This is a genomic window from Salinifilum aidingensis (genome assembly GCF_054782015.1).
On the sequence record NZ_BAAGTH010000002.1, the window covers coordinates 264,420 to 278,890 of the forward strand.

Below are 14,471 nucleotides of genomic sequence, written 5' to 3' on the forward strand. Positions count from 1 at the left end.
GTCACCGCACCTCCCGGCGGTGCGTGCCGCGGGTGCGCGCGAGGGCGAGTTCCGCGTAGAGCGTCGCCCCGTCGGCGAGCACCGCGTCGTCGTACTGCGCGCTCGGCGCGTGGTTGAACGGCGCCCGCCCGGGATCGCGCCCGGTCGGCACGGCACCGAGCCCGACGAAACTGCCGGGAACCGCGCCGAGCACGCGGGAGAAGTCCTCGGATCCGGAGAGCGGGTTCGGCAGCGTCTCGTGCCGCTCGGGGCCGAAGAGCTCGCCGATCGTCTCCGCCACGAACTCGGTCTCCGCGGCGTCGGTGACGCTCGGCGGGTACCCCGCCGACCACTCGACCTCGACTTCGACGTCGTGCGCGGCGGCGATGCCGCGCAGGAGGGCGGGGGCGGACTCCAGGACCCGCTCCCGCGCCGGGTCGGAGAACGTGCGCACGGTGGCTTCGAAGGTGGCCGTCTCCGGGATGACGTTGGCCGCCGTGCCCGCGTGCAGCGAGCCGACGGAGAGGACGACCGGATCGAAGACGTCGAAGCGGCGCGTGACCATGGTCTGCAGCGCGGTGACCATCTCGCTCACCGCTGCCACCGGGTCCCGCGCGTTCTGCGGGCTGGAGCCGTGCCCGCCCGCGCCGCGCACCGCGACGTGCAGTTCGTCCGAGGCCGAGAGCATCGTCCCGGGCCGGGTGACGAACCGCCCCTGCGGCACGTGCGCGGAGAAGACGTGCATGCCGTAGGCCGCGTCGACCCGCTCGCCCGCCGCCTCGAGGACGCCCTCGGCGAGCATGACGTTCGCGCCGTCCCAACCTTCTTCGCCCGGCTGGAACATGAACACGACGTCGCCGCGCAGCCGGTCGCGGTGCTGCGCGAGCAGCCGGGCCGCCCCGACCAGCATCGTCGTGTGCAGGTCGTGCCCGCAGGCGTGCATCCTGCCGTCGATCCGCGACCGGAAGTCGAGCCCGGTGCTCTCCTGGACCGGGAGCGCGTCCATGTCGCCGCGCAGCAGGACGGCCGGGCCATCGCCGTCGCCGCGCAGCACCCCCGTCACCGAGCTGGCGCCGGAACCGGTCGTGATCTCCAGCCCGAGACCGTCCAGCGCGGCCAGCACCTTCTCCTGCGTGCGCGGCAGTTCCAGGCCGACCTCCGGTTCGCTGTGGAGCTCGTGCCGCAGCGCGGCGAGCTCGCCGTGCATCGCCTGCGCGTCCTCGTGCACCGCCATCCGCCGAGTCCTCCCTGTGACGTGCGCCATCCGTGACGTGATCGGCGGAGAGTGTGGGATCGTCACGGGGATCGCTGGGCGAGATTGGCGGATTCGTGCAGATCCCGGTCCTGTGGGAGGTGGTTCGTGAACACGCACTTGGACGAGCGGGACCTGGCGCTGCTGCACGCCCTGCAGCTCTCACCGCGGATCAGCTGGGCGGAGGCGGCGCGCGTGCTCGGTTCGACGGCGAGCACGCTCGCCGGCCGCTGGCACCGGCTGCGCTCCGAGGGGGCGGCGTGGGTGACGGTGCACCCGGGACGCAGCTTGACCGGCGTGACCGTCGCCTTCATCGACATCGACGTCGCGCCCACCGAACGCGACGAGGTCGTCCGCGCGCTGTGCCGCGACCCCCGCGCGGCGACGATCGAGGAAGCCGCCTCCGGCCGGGACTTGCTGGTGACGGTGTTCGTCGCGGACCAGGACGCGCTCGCGCGCTTCGCGCTGGAGGACCTGGCGAGCCTGCCCGGCGTGCGTCGGATCGACACCCGCGTGGCCACTCGGATCCACTGGGAGGGCAGCCAGTGGCGGCTGGACGCGCTCGACCGGAACCAGCAGTCGAGGCTGAGGTCCGCGCGGGACAACGACTCGGAGCCGGCGCTCCCGCCCAGGGACTACTGGCCCCTCGTGGAGGCGCTGACCCGCGACGGGCGGTGCAGCGCCGCCGACCTGGCGCGGCTCACCGGGCGCAAACCGGCAACCGTCCGGCGGCAGCTCGCTCGGTTGATCTTCTCCGGGCTGGTGTCCTTCCGCTGCGAGATCGCCCAGCTGCGGTCGCGGTGGCCGGTGATCTGCACCTGGTTCGCCCGGGTGCCGCAGCAGGAGCTGGAGCGGACCGTGCAGTCGCTGACGACGCTGCCGGAACTCCGGCTGTGCGCGTCGGTCAGCGGCGAAGCCAACCTGATGTTCACGGTCTGGGCGGGTTCCCCCGGTGATCTCCTCGCGCTGGAACGGCGGATGAACGAGAAGCTGCCCTGGATGACCCTGGTCGAGAGCGTGTTCGGGCTCCGCACGCCGAAGCGGATGGGCTGGATCCTCGACCCCTCCGGGCACAGCACGGGCCAGGTCGTCGTCCCCCTGCCCGCGCACGCTTCGCAGCGCAGCAGTGGTTGAACCCCCGCCGAGGTGTCAGCCGCCCCCGCCCCAGCCGGCCGGGAGGAACCCGGCGTCCTCGGCGAATTCGGTGGCGATCCGCAGCAGCACGTCCCGCTCGGTGCGCAGGAGCGCGTTCTCGGTCCGCAGCCAGTCCAGTTCCGCCCGCTCGTCCGCGGCGGGCGGGTCGCGCCGCTCGGAGCGCTCTGCTCCGCACATGGCAGCTCCCTTCGGGCGCGGCGGGGTTCAGCGGACGGGGGTGAACGCGCGGAGCGCCTCGCTGCGCTTGCCCGTGGTGACGGCCTCGGCGAGCATCCGTCCCGTGACCGGCCCGTGGGTGAGTCCCCACATGCCGTGCCCCCCGGCCACGTAGATGCTCGCGTCGGAGGTCAACGACCCGATCAGCGGGTAGCCGTCCGGGGTCACCGGGCGGGGGCCCACCCATTCGTCGGTGCGCTCGTCCCACCTGACCCCGGTGAGGTACGGGCGTGCGGAGGCGATGATCGCCTCGATCCGCGCCGGGTCGAGCGCGTCGTCGGAGTCGCGGAACTCCATCGTGCCCGCGACCCGGAGACCGCCGCGGTAGGGGGTGCAGGCCACGCGCACCCCGGGCAGGTACATCGGGCCGGGAACCGGCTCATCGGTCGGGACCGTGAACGAGTACCCCCGTCCGGCCCGCACCGGTGCCCGCAGCCGCCGGGGTTGGACGAGCTGGCCCAACCACGAGCCGGTGGCCAGCACGGCCACCTCCGCGGTGAGGCCCTCCCCCGCGTGCGACGTGGCGGTCACGCCGCGGTCGCGGCGGTGCACGTCGGCCACGTCGAATCCCGCGCGGATCGTGCCGCCCCGCTCCCGCACCGATTCCGCCAGCGCTGCGACGAACGCGCCGGGATCGACGAAACGCTGCCCGTCCAGCCGGATCCCGGCACCGATGCGCTCGGAGACCTGCGGCATCCGCGCGCGCACCTCGTCGGCGGTCAGCGCTGCGTGCTCGACTTCCTGGCCGGCCTGCGACAACCGCCGGAACTCGTGCAGCAGACCGGTGGCCTGCCGGCGCGTCTCGAACAGGGCGGTGATCGGCGCTTCGACCGTCGGCGCCTGCACGCCGTTGGCCGTGAGCACGTCGAAGGCTTCCAGGCACTCGGCGTTCAGCGGCAGGTTGGCGCGCATCGCCCGGTTCCAGCCGCCCCAGGTGCAGCGGGCCGCGAACTGCAGCAGGAACCGCCACAAGCCGGGGTTCCACGAGAGCGGAACGTGCAGCGGGGCACCTGGATCCAGCAGCGAGCGCAACCCGTACCGCAGGACGGCCGGCTCGTTCAGCGGCACCGCCAACCCGGGGGAGAGCAGTCCCGCGTTGCCCCAGGAGGCCCCGGCGGCGACTCCGCGACGATCGAGAACGGTCACCTCGACACCGCGCTCCTGCAGGAACCACGCCGTCGAGAGCCCGACAGCCCCGGCACCGACCACCACGGCGGTGCGCGGACCTCCGCTCGTGCGCGCGCCATCCCACTCCATGCTCACCCTCCACGTCCGGACACGGCTTCCTCCCCGCCGAGGATGTCCGAGGAAGCGCCCGCGCGGGTTGTACCGGGCGAACAATCGGTACCGAGGAGCTTGTTCGTTCGCGTCAAACAGCGGCGGTTCGGCGCCCGGGCGGAGGTGACCGCGGCGGGCGGTCCACCGGGGGCGCGGTCCGCCGGCCGGGCACCGAACCGCGTGCGTACAGTCCCGGCAGGGGACGCCGGTGAGTCCGGGTGCCGCGCAACGTGCAGGAGGCGTGTACACGTGGTCAAGTTGGATCGGCTGATCACCGTTCTCGGCGGTTGCGGTGTCCGCCTGGTCGGGCCGGGTGCGGCGCGCGAGGCCGAGCTGCGCAGCATCGCCATGCACGACCCGACCGAGGCCGCGCCTCCGGCCGGGGACGTGTTCCTCGCAGTCGGAGTGGAGTCGCCGCGTCGCGCCGTGGAGCTCGCCGCCGCGGCGCACGCCCTCGTGGTGCTGCTGCGCGGCGAGTCCGACGTCGTCGACGAACTCCACCGGAGCGGCGAACAGCACGGGGTCATCACCCTGGTCGTCGACACCGCGGTGTCGTGGAACCAGCTCGCCGAGATCGTCTACGGCCTGGTGTTCGAAGGCCGGGAAACGGAGGCGGGACGGGGCCCCAGCGACCTGTTCGCCCTCGCGGACACCATCGCCGCCGCGGTGGAGGGGTCGGTCACGGTCGAGGACCGGCTCTCGCGCGTGATGGCCTACTCGAGCCTGCAGCAGGAGGTCGATTCCGCGCGGCACGAGACGATCCTCGGCCGGCGCGTTCCCGAGGCCATCTGCCGGCTGTTCACCGAGCGCGGGGTGTTCACCCACCTGTCCACCTCCGACGAGCCGCTGTTCGTGCCCGCCTCACCCCGCCACGGACTGGGCGGACGCACGGTCATCGCCGTCCGGGCGGGGCGCGAGCTCCTGGGATCGCTGTGGGTCGCCTGCGCGGCTCCGCTGTCCGACCAGGGCGCTCGGATCCTGCGGGACAGCGCCCGCACCGTGGCGCTGCACCTGCTGCGTTCGCGCGTCAGCGCCGACCTGGAGAGGCAGGTCGAGTCCGAACTGGTCATCCAACTGCTCGAAGCCGACCCGGACACGACCACGGCGCTCGGGAAGCTCGGCCTCGGTTCCGGTCCGTTCCGCGTGGTGGCTCTGCAGGCGCACGCCCGCGGCGAGCGGCACGCGGCGGTCCTGCTCGCCTTCGAGCGCGCGACCACCGGCTTCGGCTGGTCGCGCCCGGGGCGCAGCGCGCTGTTCGGCAACACCGTCTACACGGTCCTGCCCTGCGGTGACGACCCCGCCCCAGCGCGGGAGTGGGTGCGGACCACCACCGCGAGCCTGCCCGAGCACGTCACGATCGCCGCCGGCATCGGCGCGCCTGCCGCGCCCAGCCAGCTGCCGACCAGCAAGAACGAAGCCGAGGAGAGCATGGCGCTGCACGCGGACCGGGCGGACTCCGCTCCGGTGGTCAGCTACGACGAGTCGTGGGACCAGATCCTGCTGCAGCGGTTGCGCACCGCTGCCGCGTCCGGGCGCGTCCCCGCGCGCGGCCCCCTCGCCGACCTCGCCCGGCACGACACCGCGCACGCCACCTCCTACCTGCCCACGTTGCGCGTGTGGCTGCAGGCCCAAGCAGACCTCGCCGTCGCCGCCAGACGTCTCGAGGTGCATCCCAACACCGTGCGCTACCGCATCCGCAAGATGCACGAGATCACCACTCTGCACCTCGACGACCCGGACGAGCGGCTGGCCATGCTGATCGCACTCGCCGTCGACGCCGAGACCGCGTGATCGGCGCTGCCGTCCGCGCTCGCGCTTCTTCGCGCTCCCGGCCGACCCGCGAGCAGCGCAGCAGTGATCACGGCTCGCCGCCGAGCAGCCGCTCGAACGCGCCCGCGGGACGAGCGCGCGTCGGCAGCGCCTCCACGAACGGCAGCAGCTCCCGCTTCGCGACCTCGTAGACCCGGCGGAGCTCGGCGACCGGATCGGGGTGCTCGTCCACCCGCAGGTCCAGGTACGGATACGGGTGACCACTGTGGACGTACAACGCGGCGCTCTGCTTGCCCCGCCGGTCCCCACCGGCCTCCTGCCCCGCCTCCAGCGAGGTGAGCAGCCGTTCCGCCAGCGAGTCCCCCGCAGACCCCTCGAACCGGTCGGCCATGGAATCCACGGTGCCCCCGTCGACGAGGGTGTTGCCCGCCACCGCGTAGCCGTCGCCCGAGCGGTGACCGCTCCACGGCTGGGTCTCCGATCCGGTGTGGACGGCGGCACGGCCCGAGCTGTCCACCACGGCCACCTGCCGCGCTTCCGCAGCGGGGTCCGCACCGCGGACGCGCGCCAGCGCCTCCTCCGCCGAGTGCTCCCGGAGCAGTTCCAGACCGTCCGCACCTGCCAGCGGGTTGACCAGCGCCTGCGTCGCGATCGCCCCCGCAGCGGCGTGGGCGAACACCGCCAAGCCGCCGATCGCCGGCATCCGCGTGCTCATCGCAACACCGCACATCCCGGCCGCGATGTCGCAGGCGACGATCGAGAACGTACCCGCACGCATCGGACCGATGCTACAGCGAGCCACCCAGCCCCACCCCTGCCCCGCTCGTCGCCCCCGCACACCGCCGAGACCGGCGGCCCGTGCGCGCACGCCCCGCCGCGGGAACCGCTCAGGCACCGGTCACCGCGAGAACGCCGAGGCCCACCAGGGCGACCAGCACCGTCGACAGCCCCCCGAGGGCGAGGCCTCGACGCCCGGTGCGCAGCAGCGCCCCCAACCGGACCCCGCTGCCCAGGCCGAACAGCGCAGCGGCGAACAGCCACGTGGTGAGCAGCGAGGACGCGGACACCACCGCGTCCGGAACGAGGCCGGTGGAGCGCACCACCATCAGCAGCAGGAAGCCGACCACGAACAGCGGCACCAGCGGGGGCCGCTCGCCCGCACCGGTGCGCCCCCGGCGGCGTTCCACCACGCTCACCCCCGCCACCACCGGTGCGAGGAGCACCACGCGGGTCAGCTTCACGACCACCGCGAGTCCCACCGCGGCGGCCCCGGCCGGTGAGACCGCTGCGACCACCTGGGCCACCTCGTGCACGCTCAGCCCCGCCCAGATCCCCAGCTGCTCCGGGACGAGCCCGAGCCCGGACCCGATCAGCGGCACCAGCCCGATCGCCGCGCTGCCGTAGAGGGTGACCAGGGTGATCCCGGTGGCCACGTCTTCCCTGTCCGTCTCGGTGACGCTGTCCACCGCGGCGATGGCCGAGGCCCCGCAGATCGAGAAGCCCGTGGCAACCAGCAAGGTCAGCCCGCGCGACACGCCCAGCAGGTTCCCCAGGGCGAGGGTGCCGAAGAAGGCGATCAGCACGGTCGCGCACACGGCGAGGAACGTGCCGAGGCCCAGCCCGAGCACGTCGCCGAGCCCGAGCTGCAGCCCCAGCAGGACGACCCCGATCCGCAGGAGCTTCTTCGTCGTCCAGTCCAGCCCCTTGCGAGTCGGCTCCGGGAGGAACCGGCCCACCAGCACGCCCAGGACGACCGCGGTGGTCAGCGCGCTCAGGGCGGGCAGCAGCGTGTTCACCGCGAAGGCGATGGCGGTGCCGATCGCCGCGACTGCCAGTCCGGGCAGCAGCGAGCGGAGCTCGGCGGCCGCCCGTCGTCCACTGCCGGGTTCCCTTCCAGTGATGGTCATGGACCCGACCCTCGCCGAGCGGGCCGAACCTCGGCAGACGTCGATTCGGTTCGAGGCCATAACCTGTCGTTATGAGCAGGGTGCCGGACCTCGAATCGCTGCAGATGCTCGTGCAGGTCAGCAGTTGCGGAAGCCTGACCGCTGCCGCCCGGGAGGGCGGGATCAGCCAACCCGCGGTCAGCAAGCGGATCGGCCTGCTGGAACGCAGGCTCGGGGTCCGCCTGCTCGACCGCAGCCAGCGCGGATCGACGCTCACCGAGGCCGGCGAGCTGGTCACCGGGTGGGCGCAGCGCGTGCTGGACGAGCTCAAGGTGCTGACCGACGGCGCGGAAGCGCTGCGTCGCGAGAGCGCTGCGCACCTCACCATCGCGGCGAGCATGACCGTCGCCGAGCACCTGCTGCCGATCTGGCTCGGCGAGTTGCGCCGGGCGGACCCGGAGCTGCACGTCGGGCTGCAGGTCACCAACTCGGCGGAGGTGTGCGACCTGGTGCGCGCGAAGTCGGTGGACCTCGGCTTCATCGAGTCGCCGGGCGGGCTCGGCGGGCTGCGCCACCGGGCGGTGGCGAAAGACCGGTTGGTGCTGGTCGTGGCACCGGACCACCCGTGGGGCAGGCGCCGACGCCCGGTCACGGTGGGCGAGTTGGCGCGCACGCCGCTGATCAGCCGCGAAGAAGGTTCCGGCACGCGGGACACCGCGGAGCGCGCGATCTCCGCCTCGGGCGAGCGGCTGGTCCCACCGCTGCTCGAACTGGGCTCGAGCGCGGCGATCCGCAGCACGGTCATCTCGGGCGGCGGCCCGGCGCTGATCAGCAGGCTCGTGGTCGCCAACGACATCGCCAACCGCGCGCTGGTCGAGGTGCCGACGACGGGCATGGACCTCGGCCGGACGATGCGCGTGGTGTGGCACGCCGAGCACCCTCCCGGGCCACCTGCTGAGATGCTCCTCGCCCACGCCGCGCGCAAACGATCAGCACGGGGATGACCCGCCCGGGCCCCTCGCCGGCCCGCGGCCGCGCCCCGGCGAGGCGCCGCGAGTGACGGTGCCCACCCCCGCGCGGCCGCGGCTCCGCCGAGCGCAGCGGACCACTTCCGCGCACGTGCCCGGACCTCCGCCCGGGACGGTTAGACTCGTCCACGTGCTCGGGTTGGGTGAGCTGGAACTGAAGGTCATGGACGTGCTGTGGGCGGCCGGTGAGCCGCTGCGGGTGCGGGACGTGCTGGAACGGCTCGCCGAGGACCGGCAACTCGCCTACACCACGGTGATGACCGTGCTCGACCACCTGCACACCAAGGGGTGGGTGCAACGCGCCAAGGCGGGCAGGGCCTACAGCTACACCCCGGCGCGCAGCCGCGAGGAGGCCGGGGCCGGGTTGTTGCGCGAGGTGCTCGAGTCCTCCGGGGACGCGGAGTCCGTGCTGCTGCACTTCGCGCGATCGGCGTCCGACAGGGAGTCGCAGCTGCTGCGCCGTGCCCTGGACAGCGAGCAGAACGGTGACGGTGACGCATGACCCTCGCGCTGGGGATGCTGGCCACGGCAGTGCTCGTCGGTGCGCTCGGACCGGTGTACCTGCGGGGGACCGTGTCCCCCCGCATCCGCCCCGGTCTGGCGCTGACCGGCTGGATCGCCTCGGTGCTGGCCGTGGCCGCTTCCGCCGCGGCGGGGGCGGCCCTGCTGGCCGTGCCGCACTCCTCCACCGCCGACGGCCTCATCGGCATGGCCACCGCCTGCGTCAACACCGGGCAGTACCTGGGGGAGACGATCCTGCGGTTCACCGGGATCGCGGTGGTGCTGGCCGCCGTGCTGCGCACCGCGTTCGTGGCCGTCCGCGCGGGCAGGCGCAACTCCGAGCACCAGCACCGGCACCTGACGGCGCTGCGGTTGCTCGGCAAGACCGATCCCGACGAGCACGACCCGCTGTTCTGGCTGCGCGAGGACACGCCCGCGGCTTACAGCATCGGAGGGCGCGCGGGAGCGATCGTGGCCACCACCGGCGTCGCCCGGCTGGCTCCGGGGACGCGGCGCGCGATCCTCGCGCACGAACGCGCACACCTGCGCGGACGGCATCACGGCCTGGTGCTGCTGGTGGAGGTGCTGGCCCGGTCGCTGCCGTTCGTACCGCTGTTCCGCGCCGCTCCCCCGGCGGTGCGGGTGCTGGTGGAGCTCTCCGCCGATGCCGCGGCGGCTCGGGCCTGCGGCCGCGACGGGGTCCGGGCCGCGCTGCGCGCGGTCAGCGCTGACCTCGTTCCCGCCGGATCGCTGGCCATGTCCCGGGAGGCGGTGGCGCTGCGGTTGCACTGGCTGGATCCGCAGCGCCGCCAGGACCGGGGAGGTGTGCGCCACCGCGCCGGTTACGCGGTGGCGGTGCTGGCCTCGCTCTCACCGACCGTGCTCGGAGTCGGGGCCATCGCGGGTCTCGTCCTGGTGCTGTGCCTGGGTCTCGGCTCCCCCGGGTGAGCACTGCGTTCCGCCGCAGTTGCGATGATCCGTAGTAACTCCGCGGGGCGGAGCGCGGCATGGGCGCCCAACCCCTGCCAGAGCTCACCCCGACCGTCGAACGGGCCGAGGAGGCCGCCGGACCCCGGCATCGGACTGCTCGGCTCCGCCGTGCCCATCGCGAACGGGTCTCGCGCCGGTGAGGCCGGCTGGGCCGGCCCGCGGCGGCCGCGGACTGCCGAGCCGGTCGCGGGCCCGGCGCCGCGGCGCGGTGAGCGCCGGAGGTGTTCCTCACCGGGAGGGGTCCAGCGGCACCGGCGGGAGCCGCCGAGCGGCTGCCCGGGGATGCTCCGGAGGGCCCGGGGAACGCTCCGAAGGGCCCGGGGAATGCTCCGGGAAGCGGGCACGTTCGCGGCAGTGGAGGGGGCAGGAGCAGGAACCCGCGCGAAAGAGGTGACGACGTGGAAGCCCACGACTGGGACCAGCGCTACCGCGAGACGGCGTTGCTGTGGACCTCCGGGCCCAACCGGTGGGTCGAGCAGCACACCGCGGATCTCCCACCCGGGCGTGCCCTGGACCTGGCCTCCGGCGAAGGGCGCAACGCCCTCTGGTTGGCCGAACGCGGGTGGCGGGTGACCGCCGTCGACTTCTCCCCCGTGGGCGTGGACAAGGCCCGCGAACTCGCGAACGAGCGCGACGCCGCTGCGGCCGAGCGGGTGCGGTGGGAGGTCGCCGACCTCCTGTCCTACACCCCCGACGGCCAGTACGACCTGGTCCTCGTCGTCTACCTGCACCTGCCCGCCGACCAGCGGCGCACCGCGCTGCAGCGCGCCGCAGCAGCCCTGGCCCCCGGCGGCACGCTGCTGGTGATCGGCCACCACAGCGACAACTTCACCCGGGGAGTCGGCGGGCCTCCGGACCCGGCCGTGCTCTACGACGAGCACGACGTGCTCGCCGACCTCGCCGACCGGGAGGACCTCACGGCCACGGCGGCCGGCATGCGCGAGCGGGTCGTCGCCGAGCAACCCCGGCCCGCGCTCGACGTCCTCGTCGAGCTCCGGCGCGACGCCGAATCCTGAGACTTCCCGCACCGGCGGCCGCTCCCGGATGCGGAAAGCGGCGGGAGCGGCACCGGCGCGGGGCGACGACCGGCGAAGGAGCAGAGCTCATGCCCCACCTGCTGCAAGTGGACTTCCCCACGCAGGGCCCGTTCGGAGCGGCGATGACCGACGCGTTCGCGGAACTCGCCGAGAGCATCAACGACGAACCCGGCTTCCTCTGGAAGATCTGGACGGAAAACCGGCACGCGGCCGAAGCCGGCGGCATCTACCTGTTCGCCTCGCACGAGGACGCGCAGCGCTACCTGAACAAGCACACCGAGCGCTTGAACGGGTTCGGCATCACCGGCGTCACCGGCAAGATCTTCGAGATCAACGAGGCCCTGTCGGCGATCAACCACGCTCCCCTGCCGCAGGAGTAGACCCCGCCGCAGGAGCAGGTACCGGGCAGCTCCGGGCGCTGCGCAAGCGGCTGCGCAGCGCGGTGCCGAGCAGGGCCAGGGACAGCACCGCCAGCACCGGCTGCAGCGGCTGGAACCAGGTCACCGCTCCGCTGGCCCCCACCGCCAGCACCACGGGCACGTTGCACGTGGGGCACCCGACGGCGAACCAGGCCAGCACCCCGGCTCCGAGGCCGCGGCGCTGGTGCTGCCGCGGCCGCACCCCCTCCCCCGGGCCCTGCGGAGCGACGTACGTCCCGACGAGCAGCCCGAGCAGCACCGACGTGAGGATCCACACCGGGTAGGCCCACCACGGCGTGGGAATCATCCGCACGAAGACCGGGTTCTCGATGATCGCGGTGGCGAGCCCCATGAGCAGAGCTACCGCCGTCGCCGAGACGCCCGCGACGACCCACTGCCGCACCGTCCACATGCGCATCGCGCACCGCCTTCCTCCGTCCGCGGACCGCATGCCCGGGCCTCCGCCTCGGAAGCGGCGGGGAGCGGCGCAGCCGCTGCTGCGGCACCGAATTGATTACTACCTACCGTAGTAGGGAACTGCTCGCGGGCGCGACCCGGGTCCGGAGGGGCCGGCCGGCAAGCCGCCCCCGTTCGCGGCCGCGCTCGGCGTCCTCCTGCTGGTGCTGGCCGGGTGCGGGTCCCGCGGCGAGGCCGGCGGCGAGCACACCGGCGGGAAGAGCGGCGGAACGCTGCGCCTGGCCCTCAACCAGTCCGAGGACCACCCCTCCTCCGCCGCGCTGGAGAACTTCGGCGAACGGGTCCGCGAACGCACCGGGGGGCGGTGGAACATCGACGTCCACCCCAACGAGAGCCTGGGCGACCAGCAGGAATCCCTGCAGTTGACCAGTGACGGCAGCGTCGACCTGGCGATCGTCTCCGGTACCCAGCTGGAGAACCTCAACCCCGACTTCACCGTGTTCAACCTGCCCCACACCTTCGACTCCATCGAGCACCAGATGGAGGTCATCACCGACCCGGACATCGTCGGCGGTCTCCGCTCCTCGCTGGAACGCAGGGACCTGACCGTGCTCGGCGGATTCACCCAGGGGGCGCGCAGCATCTACAGCTCCCGCGGCCCCGTCGTGGAGCCCGCCGACCTGGCAGGTCAGAAGATCCGGGTGCAGGAGAGCGAGGTGCATTCCGACATGATCGACGTGATGGGCGGCTCAGCCACCCCGATGGCCTACGGCGAGGTCTACACGGCGCTGCAGTCAGGGGTGCTCGACGGGGCGGAGAACAACGAGGTCGACGAGGCCGCCTTCCGCGAAGCCCTCGCACCGCTGACCGAGCGGCGGCTGAGCACCGCCAGCTCCACTGCGCGCCGGATCTACGAGAAGACCCGGGCGGCAGCGCCGTGATCCGGCAACGGGCAACGACCTCGCGGGACCGGAGGTGAGAGCGATGAAGAGGATCTCCGACAGAGCCCTCGCCGCCGTCTGCGTGACCCTGTTCGCGCTGCTGGTCGTCACGGTGAGCTGGCAGGTGTTCACCCGTCAGGTGCTCGGCGAGCCCAGCAGTTGGTCCGAGGAGCTCGCCAAGTACGTGTTCGTCTGGCTCGGGATGTTCGGCGCCGCCCTCGTGTTCTCCGAGCGCGGGCACATCGCCGTCGACGTGTTCGTCCGGAAGTTCCCCGCCCGGCCCCGGCGCGTCGTCGCCGCGCTGGTCCAGCTGGCCGTCCTCGCCTTCTCCGCCCTGGCACTGGTGTGGGGCGGAGCGCGCCTCACGAGCGTGGCCTGGGGCCAGCGCCTGACAGCACTGCCGGGGCACCTGGGAATCGTCTACGTCGTCATGCCGATCACCGGGGTGATCATCGCGGCGTACGCCCTCCACCACGCGCTCGCGATCCTGCGGGGGGAAGAAGCGCCGTTCGAGGCCGAGGACGCGGCCGGAGAAGTCGAGGAGCAGTGATGGATCCAGCAATGCTCGCAGGGTTCGTCCTGCTCATCGGCATCAGCAGCCTGATCCTGCTCGGCGTGCCGGTCGCCGTCGCGATCGGGCTGTCCTGCACCGTGGCGGCGATCGCGGTGCTCGGAGCCGACCACGCCGTTCTCGTGGCCTCCCAGCAGATCGCCTCGGGCACCAGCTCGTTCACCCCGCTGGCGATCCCGTTCTTCGTGCTGGCCGGGGTCCTGATGAACAACGGCGGCATCGCGGGCCGTCTCATAGACGCGGCCAAGGTCCTCGTCGGACGGATGCCGGCGTCGCTGGCGCAGACCAACGTGGTGGCCAATGCGATGTTCGGATCGGTCAGCGGCGCTGCGGTGGCTTCTGCCGCGGCGGTGGGCAGCGCGATGGGACCGCGGCAGGAGAGGGAAGGCTACGACCCCGCCTTCTCCACGGCGGTGAACGCGGCGTCCGCACCGGCAGGAATGCTGCTCCCGCCCAGCAACACGTTCATCGTGTACTCGCTCGTCAGCGGAAGCTCGGTCGCCGCGCTTTTCGTGGCGGGATACGGTCCCGGGTTGCTGTGGGCGCTGGCCTGCATGCTCGTCGTGCTCGCGCACTCCCGGAACCGCAGCGGGCTCGAGGGGACCGAACGCGTGACCCTGCGCCGGCCATCCTCATCTTCACGCCGATCTTCCTGCCGATCGTCCAGGAATTCGGCATCGACCCGGTGCACTTCGGCACCGTGATCGTGTTCAGCCTCAGCCTCGGGACGATCACACCCCGGTGGGCAACGTCCTGTTCATCGCCTCCCGGGTCGGGCAGCAGCGGATCGAACCGGTCATCCGGCGCCTCGCCCCCTTCTTCGCGGTGCTGACCGCCGTGCTGCTGGTGGTCGTCTTCGTCCCGGGGCTGTCCCTGTGGCTCCCGGAGCAGCTCGACCTGCTCTCGGGAGGCTGATGGCGCCGGAGCCCGGTCAGCGGGCCACCGCGTACGCACTCCCCCGCGGGGCGGAGGGGCCCGACCGGCCTTGCTCACCCCTCAGCGGACGCGCGACGCGGCACGAGCGTCGACGA

General features: G+C 73.0%; 16 protein-coding genes and 1 pseudogene. 11 read left to right on the forward strand and 6 right to left on the reverse strand.

Annotated elements, in window-relative coordinates; translation table 11 throughout:
• Nucleotide 1 precedes the first annotated feature (1 nt).
• Nucleotides 2-1,213, reverse strand: coding sequence for a M20 metallopeptidase family protein (locus ACYVJE_RS04250; protein ID WP_461143356.1), 1,212 nt, complete (start codon nucleotides 1,211-1,213; stop codon nucleotides 2-4).
• Between the two features lie 126 nt (nucleotides 1,214-1,339).
• Here ACYVJE_RS04250 and ACYVJE_RS04255 point away from each other — a divergent pair, with 126 nt between their 5' ends.
• Nucleotides 1,340-2,365 (forward strand): Lrp/AsnC family transcriptional regulator, encoded by a 1,026-nt coding sequence (locus tag ACYVJE_RS04255; RefSeq protein ID WP_461143357.1) that lies wholly within the window; start codon nucleotides 1,340-1,342, stop codon nucleotides 2,363-2,365.
• A 15-nt stretch (nucleotides 2,366-2,380) separates the two neighbouring features.
• On the opposite strand, the gene ACYVJE_RS04260 is transcribed toward ACYVJE_RS04255, so the two are convergent.
• Together ACYVJE_RS04260 and ACYVJE_RS04265 are read right to left on the reverse strand one after the other, a co-directional pair.
• Nucleotides 2,381-2,563 (reverse strand): hypothetical protein, encoded by a 183-nt coding sequence (locus ACYVJE_RS04260; RefSeq protein WP_461143358.1) that lies wholly within the window; start codon nucleotides 2,561-2,563, stop codon nucleotides 2,381-2,383.
• 27 nt (nucleotides 2,564-2,590) lie between these two features.
• Entirely contained in the window at nucleotides 2,591-3,859 is a 1,269-nt protein-coding gene (locus ACYVJE_RS04265) for an NAD(P)/FAD-dependent oxidoreductase (RefSeq protein ID WP_461143359.1), read from the reverse strand.
• A 270-nt stretch (nucleotides 3,860-4,129) separates the two neighbouring features.
• Between ACYVJE_RS04265 and ACYVJE_RS04270 the strand changes: the two genes are divergently transcribed.
• Entirely contained in the window at nucleotides 4,130-5,671 is a 1,542-nt protein-coding gene (locus tag ACYVJE_RS04270) for a PucR family transcriptional regulator (RefSeq protein WP_461143360.1), read from the forward strand.
• Nucleotides 5,672-5,738: 67 nt separating this feature from the next.
• Here the strand turns inward: ACYVJE_RS04270 and ACYVJE_RS04275 are convergent, their stop codons facing one another.
• Both ACYVJE_RS04275 and ACYVJE_RS04280 read right to left on the reverse strand, forming a co-directional pair.
• Nucleotides 5,739-6,428, reverse strand: a complete 690-nt coding sequence (locus ACYVJE_RS04275; protein WP_461143361.1) for a DUF1028 domain-containing protein — start codon at nucleotides 6,426-6,428, stop codon at nucleotides 5,739-5,741.
• Nucleotides 6,429-6,537: 109 nt separating this feature from the next.
• On the reverse strand, nucleotides 6,538-7,557 hold the full coding sequence (locus ACYVJE_RS04280) for a YeiH family protein (RefSeq protein ID WP_461143362.1): 1,020 nt from the start codon (nucleotides 7,555-7,557) through the stop codon (nucleotides 6,538-6,540).
• 71 nt (nucleotides 7,558-7,628) lie between these two features.
• On the opposite strand from ACYVJE_RS04280, the gene ACYVJE_RS04285 reads away from it, so the two are divergent.
• From ACYVJE_RS04285 to ACYVJE_RS04305, 5 genes are all read left to right on the forward strand, one after another.
• Nucleotides 7,629-8,540: a LysR family transcriptional regulator gene (locus ACYVJE_RS04285; protein WP_459159634.1), complete on the forward strand. Its 912-nt coding sequence runs from the start codon at nucleotides 7,629-7,631 to the stop codon at nucleotides 8,538-8,540.
• Between the two features lie 154 nt (nucleotides 8,541-8,694).
• Nucleotides 8,695-9,066: a BlaI/MecI/CopY family transcriptional regulator gene (locus tag ACYVJE_RS04290; RefSeq protein ID WP_459159633.1), complete on the forward strand. Its 372-nt coding sequence runs from the start codon at nucleotides 8,695-8,697 to the stop codon at nucleotides 9,064-9,066.
• Complete coding sequence (locus ACYVJE_RS04295; protein WP_461143363.1) at nucleotides 9,063-10,013, forward strand: M56 family metallopeptidase; 951 nt, start codon at nucleotides 9,063-9,065, stop codon at nucleotides 10,011-10,013. The genes ACYVJE_RS04290 and ACYVJE_RS04295 overlap by 4 nt, the downstream gene beginning before the upstream one ends.
• 440 nt (nucleotides 10,014-10,453) lie before the next feature.
• Nucleotides 10,454-11,071, forward strand: coding sequence for a class I SAM-dependent methyltransferase (locus ACYVJE_RS04300; protein ID WP_461143364.1), 618 nt, complete (start codon nucleotides 10,454-10,456; stop codon nucleotides 11,069-11,071).
• An 89-nt stretch (nucleotides 11,072-11,160) separates the two neighbouring features.
• Nucleotides 11,161-11,472: a monooxygenase gene (locus ACYVJE_RS04305; protein WP_461143365.1), complete on the forward strand. Its 312-nt coding sequence runs from the start codon at nucleotides 11,161-11,163 to the stop codon at nucleotides 11,470-11,472.
• Here ACYVJE_RS04305 and ACYVJE_RS04310 read toward each other — a convergent pair.
• On the reverse strand, nucleotides 11,444-11,929 hold the full coding sequence (locus ACYVJE_RS04310; protein WP_461143366.1) for a hypothetical protein: 486 nt from the start codon (nucleotides 11,927-11,929) through the stop codon (nucleotides 11,444-11,446). The two genes, ACYVJE_RS04305 and ACYVJE_RS04310, sit on opposite strands and share 29 nt — an antisense overlap.
• A gap of 202 nt (nucleotides 11,930-12,131) precedes the next feature.
• Here ACYVJE_RS04310 and dctP point away from each other — a divergent pair, with 202 nt between their 5' ends.
• From dctP to ACYVJE_RS04330, 4 genes and pseudogenes are all read left to right on the forward strand, one after another.
• On the forward strand, nucleotides 12,132-12,869 hold the full coding sequence (gene dctP / locus ACYVJE_RS04315; protein WP_461143367.1) for a TRAP transporter substrate-binding protein DctP: 738 nt from the start codon (nucleotides 12,132-12,134) through the stop codon (nucleotides 12,867-12,869).
• 43 nt (nucleotides 12,870-12,912) lie between these two features.
• Nucleotides 12,913-13,419 (forward strand): TRAP transporter small permease, encoded by a 507-nt coding sequence (locus ACYVJE_RS04320; RefSeq protein WP_461143368.1) that lies wholly within the window; start codon nucleotides 12,913-12,915, stop codon nucleotides 13,417-13,419.
• Nucleotides 13,419-14,144 carry a TRAP transporter large permease subunit gene (locus tag ACYVJE_RS04325; RefSeq protein ID WP_461143369.1) on the forward strand — a complete coding sequence of 242 codons (726 nt, stop codon included), beginning with the start codon at nucleotides 13,419-13,421 and terminating at the stop codon, nucleotides 14,142-14,144. The genes ACYVJE_RS04320 and ACYVJE_RS04325 overlap by 1 nt, the downstream gene beginning before the upstream one ends.
• Nucleotides 14,099-14,355, forward strand: a pseudogene (locus ACYVJE_RS04330) (TRAP transporter large permease subunit). Before ACYVJE_RS04325 ends, ACYVJE_RS04330 begins: the two are co-directional and overlap by 46 nt.
• Nucleotides 14,356-14,471: the final 116 nt, after the last annotated feature.